The organism is Sphingomonas sp. (assembly GCF_040398505.1).
Taxonomy (GTDB): domain Bacteria; phylum Pseudomonadota; class Alphaproteobacteria; order Sphingomonadales; family Sphingomonadaceae; genus Sphingomonas.
On sequence record NZ_JBBATX010000010.1, the window covers coordinates 24,164 to 33,252 of the forward strand.

The 9,089-nt window shown below is 64.0% G+C and carries 11 protein-coding genes; 7 read left to right on the forward strand and 4 right to left on the reverse strand.

All coding sequences use genetic code 11. From position 1 onward, the window contains the following. Nucleotides 1-113 precede the first annotated feature (113 nt). From ispG to ABWP09_RS02770, 6 genes are all read left to right on the forward strand, one after another. Nucleotides 114-1,250 (forward strand): flavodoxin-dependent (E)-4-hydroxy-3-methylbut-2-enyl-diphosphate synthase, encoded by a 1,137-nt coding sequence (gene ispG, locus ABWP09_RS02745; RefSeq protein WP_353203630.1) that lies wholly within the window; start codon nt 114-116, stop codon nt 1,248-1,250. A 35-nt stretch (nt 1,251-1,285) separates the two neighbouring features. Then, entirely contained in the window at nt 1,286-1,576 is a 291-nt protein-coding gene (locus ABWP09_RS02750; RefSeq protein ID WP_353203631.1) for an AbrB/MazE/SpoVT family DNA-binding domain-containing protein, read from the forward strand. Next, the gene (locus ABWP09_RS02755; RefSeq protein WP_353203632.1) at nt 1,573-1,953 is read left to right on the forward strand and encodes a type II toxin-antitoxin system VapC family toxin; all 381 of its coding nucleotides are present in this window, start codon (nt 1,573-1,575) and stop codon (nt 1,951-1,953) included. Before ABWP09_RS02750 ends, ABWP09_RS02755 begins: the two co-directional genes overlap by 4 nt. A gap of 202 nt (nt 1,954-2,155) precedes the next feature. Further along, nucleotides 2,156-2,521: a retropepsin-like aspartic protease family protein gene (locus tag ABWP09_RS02760; RefSeq protein ID WP_353203633.1), complete on the forward strand. Its 366-nt coding sequence runs from the start codon at nt 2,156-2,158 to the stop codon at nt 2,519-2,521. 64 nt (nt 2,522-2,585) lie between these two features. Continuing rightward, on the forward strand, nt 2,586-3,482 hold the full coding sequence (locus tag ABWP09_RS02765) for a DMT family transporter (protein ID WP_353203634.1): 897 nt from the start codon (nt 2,586-2,588) through the stop codon (nt 3,480-3,482). Further along, the gene (locus ABWP09_RS02770; protein WP_353203635.1) at nt 3,479-3,961 is read left to right on the forward strand and encodes a GNAT family N-acetyltransferase; all 483 of its coding nucleotides are present in this window, start codon (nt 3,479-3,481) and stop codon (nt 3,959-3,961) included. The genes ABWP09_RS02765 and ABWP09_RS02770 overlap by 4 nt, the downstream gene beginning before the upstream one ends. Before the next feature lie 28 nt (nt 3,962-3,989). Here the strand turns inward: ABWP09_RS02770 and ppa are convergent, their stop codons facing one another. The 4 genes from ppa to ABWP09_RS02790 form a co-directional block, all read right to left on the reverse strand. After that, entirely contained in the window at nt 3,990-4,535 is a 546-nt protein-coding gene (ppa, locus tag ABWP09_RS02775; RefSeq protein ID WP_353203636.1) for an inorganic diphosphatase, read from the reverse strand. Nucleotides 4,536-4,575: 40 nt separating this feature from the next. Beyond that, the gene (locus tag ABWP09_RS02780; protein ID WP_353203637.1) at nt 4,576-6,498 is read right to left on the reverse strand and encodes a M61 family metallopeptidase; all 1,923 of its coding nucleotides are present in this window, start codon (nt 6,496-6,498) and stop codon (nt 4,576-4,578) included. Nucleotides 6,499-6,562: 64 nt separating this feature from the next. Then, a complete protein-coding gene (locus ABWP09_RS02785) occupies nt 6,563-7,210 on the reverse strand; it encodes a DUF1345 domain-containing protein (protein WP_353203638.1) in 648 nt (215 codons plus the stop codon). 28 nt (nt 7,211-7,238) lie between these two features. After that, nucleotides 7,239-8,063, reverse strand: a complete 825-nt coding sequence (locus tag ABWP09_RS02790; protein ID WP_353203639.1) for a sulfite exporter TauE/SafE family protein — start codon at nt 8,061-8,063, stop codon at nt 7,239-7,241. A gap of 217 nt (nt 8,064-8,280) precedes the next feature. On the opposite strand from ABWP09_RS02790, the gene hisS reads away from it, so the two are divergent. After that, nucleotides 8,281-9,089, forward strand: an 809-nt coding sequence (gene hisS / locus ABWP09_RS02795) for a histidine--tRNA ligase (RefSeq protein WP_353203640.1), incomplete at its 3' end; no start/stop codon positions are given.

A 9,089-nucleotide genomic window follows, 5' to 3' on the forward strand; every position in this document is an offset into this window, starting at 1 on the left:
AAACGCGGCGCACCGCGTTTTCGAACGTTCCGCATCGCGTTCGTCCCATCGCAAGCTATTTCGGTTGGCCGACAACGGCGCTATAGCGCGCAGGCAACCAGAGGAAATCGATCATGTCCCTCCGCCCGTGGCGCGACATCAACCGCCGTCAGAGCCGCCAGATCATGGTTGGCAATGTCCCCGTCGGCGGCGACGCGCCGGTCACCGTCCAGACCATGACCAACACGCCGACCAACGACGCGAAGGCGACGATCGACCAGATCCGCCGCTGCGAGGATGCCGGGGTCGACATCATCCGCGTGTCCTGCCCCGATGTCGAAAGCACCGCGGCGCTCAAGCAAATCGTCCGCGCGAGCCGGGTGCCGATCGTCGCCGATATCCACTTCCACTATAAGCGCGCGCTCGAAGCCGCCGATGCGGGGGCGGCCTGCCTGCGCATCAACCCCGGCAATATCGGCTCGGCGGCGCGCGTGAAGGAAGTGGTCGATGCGGCCAAGTCCAATGGCTGCGCGATCCGGATCGGCGTCAATGGCGGCAGCCTTGAGCGGCATTTGCTCGAAAAATATGGCGAGCCGTGCCCCGATGCGTTGGTCGAATCGGCGATGGATCACATCAAGCTGCTGCAAGACCATGATTTCCACGAATTCAAGGTCGCGGTGAAGGCCTCCGACTTCTTCCTCGCGGTCGCCGCCTATCAGCAGCTCGCCGAACTGGTCGATTGCCCGCTGCACTTGGGTATCACCGAAGCCGGCGGGTTCGTCGGCGGGACAGTCAAGTCGGCGATCGGGATCGGCTCGCTTTTGTGGTACGGGATTGGCGACACGATCCGCGTCTCGCTCTCGGCCGAGCCCGAGGATGAAGTCCGCGTCGGCTTCGAGATCCTGAAAGCGCTCGGCATCCGCAACCGCGGCGTCCGCGTGGTGAGCTGCCCGAGCTGCGCGCGGCAGGGCTTCGACGTGATCCGCACGGTGCAGGCGCTCGAAGAACGGCTCCAGCACATCCGCACGCCGATGAGCCTTTCGGTGCTCGGCTGCGTCGTCAACGGCCCCGGCGAAGCGCGCGAAACCGATATCGGCCTCACCGGCGGCGGCAATGGCAAGCATATGGTCTATCTCTCGGGCGTGACCGATCACACGGTCAATTCCGAGGACATGCTCGAACATATCGTCAAGCTGGTCGAGGAAAAGGCGGCGGCGATCGAAGCGCATGACGCGGCGGTGGCGGGAGCACAGGCGGTGGCGGCGGAATAGGTCCTGTGCTACGTCATGGGTATCAGGAGTCGCTCATGACCTATCAGGCAAAGGTAATCGCTGGAGGAAAGCTGGTCATTCCGGCTGACTTGCGTCGTGAGCTTGGCATCAAGACCGGCGACTCGCTGATCGTCGATCGCGACGACGAAGGGCGCATCGTGCTCAAGACGCGTGCGCAAGTCGTACAGGAAGTTCGCGATACGTTTCGCGCCTTGCGAGGCCCGAGCGACGGCAATAGCGTGGTCGACGAACTTATCGCCGAACGTCGCGAGGAGGGCAGACGCGAAGATCTCGATCTGGAAGCATGGCTGGCGGCGCGGCGGTGAACGTCGTTCTCGACGCATCTTCGATATTGGCGATTATCTTCGAAGAAGCAGGCGCAGACGCCGCCATTGACGAAAGCGATGGCGCGCTGGCGTCGGCAGTCAATCTCGATGAAGTTTTGCATAAATGCGCTCGTCGAAACATCGCTGCAAAGGATGTGGTTCGGCAGTTGAGTAATCTCGGAATCGAGATCGCACCGTTCGATTCCGCCGCCGCTCGGGTAACGGCCGATTTGTATCCCCGGGTCGCTCGGACCGGGACGTCGTTCGCAGATCGCGCGTGCCTAGCGCTCGGCAGCATGACCGACCGACCCATTCTAACTTGCGACGGTAAATGGATGAAGCTTGGCCTCGACCTCGACATTCGCATGATTCGCTAGCCGCGCCGCCTTTATCGCGCGTTATCCATAACCCTTAGCCGCGCCCTAAAGCCGCTGTATTACGCTGGCACTCGCGCTCGGGTCTTTCATCATCGTCGGGATCGGCATCGGGCTGGCGCTGCCCGCGGCCAAGCGCCCACCTGCGCCCGCAGCGGCTGCGGTCGCTGCCGCCACCGCCACCGATGGCACCGCCCCGCGCGCCGTGCCGACACCCACCCGGATCGATCGCAGCAACAGCGGCCACTTCCTAGCCGTTGCCGAGGTGAACAGCGAGCCGATCCGCTTCCTCGTCGATACCGGAGCCGATACCGTCGCGCTGACGATAGCGGATGCCCGGCGCGCGCATGTCGATTTTGATCCCGACCGGTTCGAAATTGTCGGCAAGGGCGCGGCCGGCGATGTTCGTGGGCAGGAAGTGCGGATCGCCGACATCGTGCTCGACGGCAAACGCGTGTCCGATGTCCGCGGTGTGGTGCTGCAGGACTGCGAAATGTCGCTGTTGGGGCAGACCTATCTGCGCCACATCGATACCGTGAAGATCAGCGACGACAGGATGACTCTGGAATAGCGTGCTGTCCCAGCGGCGATCTTTTCCCTGACACGGGGCGTCGGTGACGCTATCGACGCCCATCATGAAAGCCGTGTCCGCCAAACTTGCCTTCGCCGTCGCCGCGGCCGGCATCGCCAGTTATTCGGTGATGGATGCCGTGATGAAGGACATGTCGATCCTGCACGGCGCGTATAGCGCGGTGCTGTGGCGGTCGGTCGGGGGCGCGTTCCTGCTCGGGCCGATCTTCGTCGCGCGGCGGAAAGCATGGCCCGGGCGTGCGGCAATGACGCTCCACATCGCGCGCAGTGCCGTGGCAGGCGCGTCGGTGCTCTTGTTCTTCTGGGGGCTGGTGCGCGTGCCGATGGCGCAAAGCGTGGCGCTGACGTTCCTTGCCCCGCTGATCGCCTTGTTTTTGGCCGCCGCAACGCTCGGCGAGCGCATCCGCCGCGCGGCGATCGCCGGATCGGTCGTCGCCAGCATGGGCGTGCTCGTGATCGCTGCGGGGCAAGTCCAGGCGCACGCCTCGACCGAGGTCGTGCTTGGCTCGGTTGCAGTCGTGCTTGCCTCGGTCCTTTATGCCGGCAGCCTGATCCTGCTGCGCAAGCAAGCGCAGGTCGCCGATCCGCTGGAGGTCGCCTTGTTCACCTCGATCGTGCTGGGCGGCATGCTGCTGGTCGGGGCGCCGTGGTTCTCGGCCATCCCACCCGTCGCTTATATTCCGCACATCCTCGGTGCCGCCGCACTCGGCTCGGTTTCGGCGATGGCGCTGGCCTGGGCCTATGGGCACGCCGAGGCGCAAGTCTTGGCCCCGGCCGAATATACTGCCTTTGTCTGGGCGGCTTTGCTCGGCTGGTGGGTGTTCGGCGAGAGCGTGTCGCTCTACACGGTCGCGGGGGCGGCCCTGATCATCGCCGGGTGCATCGTTGCGGTGCGCGGATCGACCACTGCCCCCGCTCCCCAAACCGAGGCTGCCGCATGACCACTCAAATTCGCCCCGCCAACTCTGCCGACGTGCCGCTGATCCTGCAATTGGTGCGCGATCTCGCCGCGTTTGAACGCGAGAGCGACAAGGTCATCGCGACCGAGCCGATGCTGTTCGAGGCGCTGTTTGGCCCGCATCCGGCAGCCGAGGCGGTGATCGCCGAGCTTGACGGTACACCTGTCGGCATGGCGCTGTTCTTCCACAATTTCTCGACCTGGACCGGGTGGCGCGGGCTGTATCTTGAGGATCTCTATGTGACGCCGGAGGCGCGCGGCGCGGGGGTCGGCAAGGCGCTGCTCCAGCATCTGGCCGCGCTCGCGGTCGAACGCGGCTGTACACGGTTCGAATGGTCGGTGCTCGACTGGAACGAGAAAGCGATCCGCTTCTACAAGGCGATGGGCGCCGAGCCGATGGAGGAATGGACCGTGTACCGTGTCACCGGCGATGCGCTGGCGAGCTTGGCGGGGCGGGACTGAGCCCCGCCCCCCCAGGCGCATTGGTCCATCAGGATTTGCCAGCCTTCGCCGCTTCATAGCGTGCGATCGCCTCGATCGTGACGCGGTGCGCTTCGGCCGCGTCGCCCCAAGTGCCGACGCGCACCCACTTCTTCTTTTCCAGATCTTTGTAATGCGTGAAAAAATGCTCGATCTGCTCGAACACGATGTCGGGCATGTCGCCGCGCTCATTGACGTTTGAATAATAAGGGAAGGTCGAATCGACCGGCACGCAGACGAGCTTTTCGTCGCCGCCGGCTTCGTCTTCGAGGTTGAGCACTGCGATCGGCCGCGCGCGCACGACGCAGCCCGGAATGAACGGCGAGCGCGCAATGACCAGCGCGTCGAGCGGATCGCCATCGGGCGACAGCGTGTGCGGGATGAAACCGTAATTCGCCGGATAGCGCATCGGCGTGTGCAGGATGCGATCGACAAACAACGCGCCGGAGGCCTTGTCGAATTCATACTTTACCGGCTCGCCGCCGCTCGGCACTTCGATGATGACGTTGAGGTCTTCGGGCGGGTTTTTACCAACCGGAATCATGTCGATGCGCATGTGAAATCCTTGATATGAAATATTGTGGCGCTGCGCCCCTTTATCGGGGCATCAGCAACCGATCGAGGCCACCCTCTCCGGTGCCAACCTTCACGAGGTGCGGATAGCGCAGGCCACCGTGATAGTCGATGCTGACCGGCGCGATCGTGTCATTGGCCTTGACCAGCAGCACGATCGGCTCCTTGCGCGTCTTGGCTGCGGTCAGCGCGACCTTCATTGCCTCGTTTGAAAACGCCGTCCCGTCGACCGCGACGATCGTGTCGCCGGGGGTTAGCCCCGCCTTGAAGGCAGGGCCGTCCCAGCTCACGCCGGTCAAGCCGCCATCCTTGTTGATCGTCAGCCCAAGCGAATAGCTGAGATCGGTGTTCTTCCGCGCGGCCTCGGCATTCCGGAACGCGAGCGTCGGCGTCTCGTCATAGACGAGCTTATAGCCATTCGCCTCGAACCCTTTGAGCGGGGCGGGTGCGCCCGTCTCGGTCAGCCGCTGCTTGAGCAAGCGCGCCCAATCGTACGGCTGCACCGCGTTCAACGTCGCGACGACATCGTCGAACGTATAGGTCACCTCGCCATAATCGCCGTCGGTCAGGCCGAAGAACTTGGCGGCAAAATCGTCGATCGACTTGGTCCCGCCCGATTGCGCGCGCAGGATCGAATCGACCTCCATCCACACCAAAAGGCCTTCATTGTAATAGTCTTCCGAGCGCTGATAGCTGACCCAGCCACGCGGGCGGCGCTGCGACATCGTCGGATCGTTGGTGGTGTCGAGCAGCGGCTTCCAGTTGCGACCGGGGCGATTGTCGAGCTGCGCCAGGATCGCGGCATAGCCGTCGAGCGTATCCTGCTTCGACACGATCCCCGAACGCGCCTGCAGCACATAGCCCCAGAATTGCGTCTGGCCTTCATAGACCCACAGCAGCGAATCGCGCATCGGGGTGCGGTAATCGGGGGTCCACAGATCGGCACCGCGGCGGAACTTGCCGTCCCAGCTATGGGTATATTCGTGCGGCAGCAGATTGCGTGATCCCGGGCCTTCCTTCCACTTGGTGAAATAGCCCGGCTTCACGCCGTCTTCCGAACTGCGATGATGTTCGAGGCCCTGCCCGCCAATCTGCTCCGAGAAGGACAGCAGGAAGGTATAATTGTCGTAATGCTGCGCGCCGAACAGCTTCACCGCTTGTGTGACGAGGTTCTTGTGCGCGTCGATCTGCTCGGGCGTCGCGGCGAGTTCCTCGGGCTTGTCGGCATAGACGTCGAGATCGACGCGCGGCGACAGTTCCCAGCGCTTGAAATAGCGTCCGGCGAGCACGGGTGAGTCGACCAGCACTTCGTAATTGGTCGGCTCATAGCTGTAGACCGATCCGGCCGCCTTGGACGGCAGGCCCGACGAGGCAGTCCAGCCGGCGGGATAGGTCACGCTCGCCCGCACCGGGATTTGCCGCGTGAAATAGCCGGCCGGATACAGGCTCATCGAATTCCACTGCAGCCGCAGCATGTCCGGCCCCATCACGATATTGCCCTGGTCGGCAGCGGTGGCGGAGAGGAATTGCAGGTCGATATCCAGGGCCTTGGCACCGGCGGGCACATCGATGTGGAACGCCGTCACATCGACCGGGTCGCGCGTCCACGCGATCTCCCGATTACCATTTGGGCCCCCGGCGCGGATGTGCAGCCCGGCGAGCTTGTCGATCTGCCCGCTTGGCGAGTGGTTGCCCGGCAGCCATTTCGGGAAGAGCAGCACCATCGGCCCGGCCGAGACGCCGGTGATCCGCTCGCGCGTGGTGAAGATGCCGCGCTTGGTGTCGGTTGCGTCGATGTCGAGCTCGATCCGGCCGGGAAAGGGAATGTCGCGCGCCGCCGGGATCGTGTCGATGAAGGGGACTGGCTGCGGTTTGGAATTTTCCGCGCCCGCCGGGGCAGCGCAGGAGGCAAGCAGCATGGCGGTGAACGCGGCGCGACGGATCATATGGTTAAGCCTCTGAGATAGAAATTTGCGGTGGTGTAAGCGGGCATCACGCCCGGCGTCCAGTCTAGGATCCGCTGCCGCTGCCGAGCACGTTGATGGTGAAGGCGAGCACGCCGATGTTGAACACGAACGCGGCAAGGCAGTGGCCGAGCACGACGCGGCGCACTTCCCGTGACGAAATCTCCACGTCGGAGGTCTGGAAGGTCATGCCCAGCGTGAAGCTGAAATACAGGAAGTCCCAATAATCGGGTTCGTCGCATTTCGGAAAGTCGACGCCGCCCGCGTCGGTCCCATCGCCGTCACAGTCGGAATAGAAGAGATGCGCATAGTGCAGGGCGTAAATGGAGTTTGAAAACAGCCACGCCAGCACCAGCGTGACGATCACCAGGGCAATCGCGAAGGCGTCGGCTTTGCCGTGTAGTTCCTTGGCGACCGAGGTCAGGATCACGATCATCGTGACCCCGGTCAGGATCAGCAGCCCGGCGCGGTTGGCGTCGTTCGCCTCGGCTGCTTTGCGCATTTGCGCGGCGTCGCCTTTGCGCAACAATGTGGAGACCGCGATCAGAAACACCGCTGCCGCGCCGTCGAATGCCGCCATCGTGCCGCGACCCCAGCCGAGCGGCGGAATCGCCACGAACAGCCCGCCCACGAACAGCAATGTGAACAGGATGAAGCGCGGGGGCGCGATTTTCTGGCCGAGATTGAGGGTCATAACCGGGGTGCTACCGCGCCCGACCCCCTCAATGCAACGCGCGCTGCAGCATGAGACCCGCGATGAACAGTAAATACAGGCCGAACACGCGCTTGAGCGGTTCGGCCGGAAGCGCGTGCGCCGCGGCAACGCCGAGCGGGGCAGTAAGGATCGACATCGACGTGATGACGCCTGCCCCGAGCAAATTGACATAGCCGACCGATCCGACCGGCAAACCGGGCTTGCCGAGGCCGATCAGCATCCAGCCGATCGTGCCCGGCACCGCGATAAGAAAGCCGAACCCGGCAGCGGTCGCGATCGCGCGGTGGATCGTGCGGCCGCACAGCGTCATCACGATCACCGCAACCGTGCCGCCGCCAATCCCGAGCAGCGACGAGAACAGCCCGAGCCCGCCCGCAATCCCGGCGCGCGCCGCCCCCGTCGGCATTGTGTCGCTGATCTGCCGCCGCGCGAGTTTCGGTATCAGAAAATTGACCGCCATCAGCGCGACGCCGCACGCGAAGATGATCGTCAGCGTCATGCCGGTCATTCGGCTGGCGAGCAGCACGCCGATCCCGACCCCCGCGATGATCCAGGGAGCCCAGCTTCTGAGGATCGCGAAATCCACAGCACCACGCTTGGCATGGCTGAGCGTCGAGCGCAGCGACGTGATGACGATCGTGGCGAACGACGTGCCGATCGCAACATGGGTATCTTCGGCGCGCGCGCCGCCCAACAGCGGCAACAGCGCGACCATCGCCGGCACCACGACGAACCCGCCGCCAATGCCGAACAGCCCCGCTGCGAACCCGGCGAACAGTCCGGCGGCTAGCAGGGCGAGGATCACCGGACCCCATTCGATCATGAGGCTCATTGTCGACGCAACTTCAGGGGACGCATGGATACCTTCGGAAAATGAGTCCGGGAATCCTGCGGATGCTGAAAGGAGCTGTTGTCGCCCCGATTAGGAGTAGGCTGCGGTGCGGCGCTAGGTGTGTCAAGAAATCTTCTCCCCTCCCTTCCAGGGAGGGGAGGAAGGAAAACGACCTATCTAGCCTAACGCCCCGCCTTCGCTTAGATAGCGCTGCTTCATGGCTCGTATCGAAACTCCCAAACGCATCCGTGGTACGCAGGACATCTTCGGAGATGAACAGCGCCGCTTTGCCCGCGTCGTCGACACGTTCGACCGCATCCGCCGGCTCTATTGCTTTCAGCGCGTCGAGCTTCCCGTGTTCGAGGCAACTGCCGTCTTCGCGCGTTCGCTCGGCGAGACGACCGACGTCGTGTCGAAGGAAATGTACACGTTCGAGGATCGCGGCGGCGATTCGCTGACGCTGCGCCCCGAATTCACCGCCGGCATCGCGCGCGCGTATCTGACCGAGGGGTGGCAGCAATACGCGCCCCTGAAGATCGCGACGCACGGCCCGGTGTTCCGCTACGAACGCCCGCAAAAGGGCCGCTTCCGCCAATTCCACCAGATCGACGCCGAAGTGATCGGTGCGGCCGAACCGGCGGCGGATGTCGAATTGCTCGTGCTGGCGGATCAATTGCTCCACGAACTCGGCATTGCCGACGGGGTGACGCTGCAGCTCAACACGCTGGGCGATGCCGAGACGCGTGACGCTTGGCGCGCGGCGCTGGTCGCGCATTTCGAGGCGCATCGCGACGTGCTGAGCGAGGACAGCCTCGCGCGGCTGGACAAGAACCCGCTTCGGATTCTTGATTCGAAAGACCCGCGTGACCGGCCGGTGGCGGACAGCGCGCCCGATATCGACGCCTATCTGACGCCCGAAGCGCGCGCCTTCTTCGATGCGGTGACGGCGGGGCTGGATGCGGCGGGCGTGGCGTGGACGCGCAACGCGCGGCTGGTGCGGGGCCTTGATTATTACCGCCACACCGC

Bases quoted from the DNA above. Each gene is read 5' to 3' on its own strand.
- ispG (WP_353203630.1), top strand. From the start codon at position 114: ATGTCCCTCCGCCCGTGGCGCGACATCAACCGCCGTCAGAGCCGCCAG.
- ABWP09_RS02750 (WP_353203631.1), top strand. From the start codon at position 1,286: ATGACCTATCAGGCAAAGGTAATCGCTGGAGGAAAGCTGGTCATTCCG.
- ABWP09_RS02765 (WP_353203634.1), top strand. From the start codon at position 2,586: ATGAAAGCCGTGTCCGCCAAACTTGCCTTCGCCGTCGCCGCGGCCGGC.
- ABWP09_RS02770 (WP_353203635.1), top strand. From the start codon at position 3,479: ATGACCACTCAAATTCGCCCCGCCAACTCTGCCGACGTGCCGCTGATC.
- ppa (WP_353203636.1), bottom strand. From the start codon at position 4,535: ATGCGCATCGACATGATTCCGGTTGGTAAAAACCCGCCCGAAGACCTC.
- ABWP09_RS02780 (WP_353203637.1), bottom strand. From the start codon at position 6,498: ATGATCCGTCGCGCCGCGTTCACCGCCATGCTGCTTGCCTCCTGCGCT.
- ABWP09_RS02785 (WP_353203638.1), bottom strand. From the start codon at position 7,210: ATGACCCTCAATCTCGGCCAGAAAATCGCGCCCCCGCGCTTCATCCTG.
- ABWP09_RS02790 (WP_353203639.1), bottom strand. From the start codon at position 8,063: ATGAGCCTCATGATCGAATGGGGTCCGGTGATCCTCGCCCTGCTAGCC.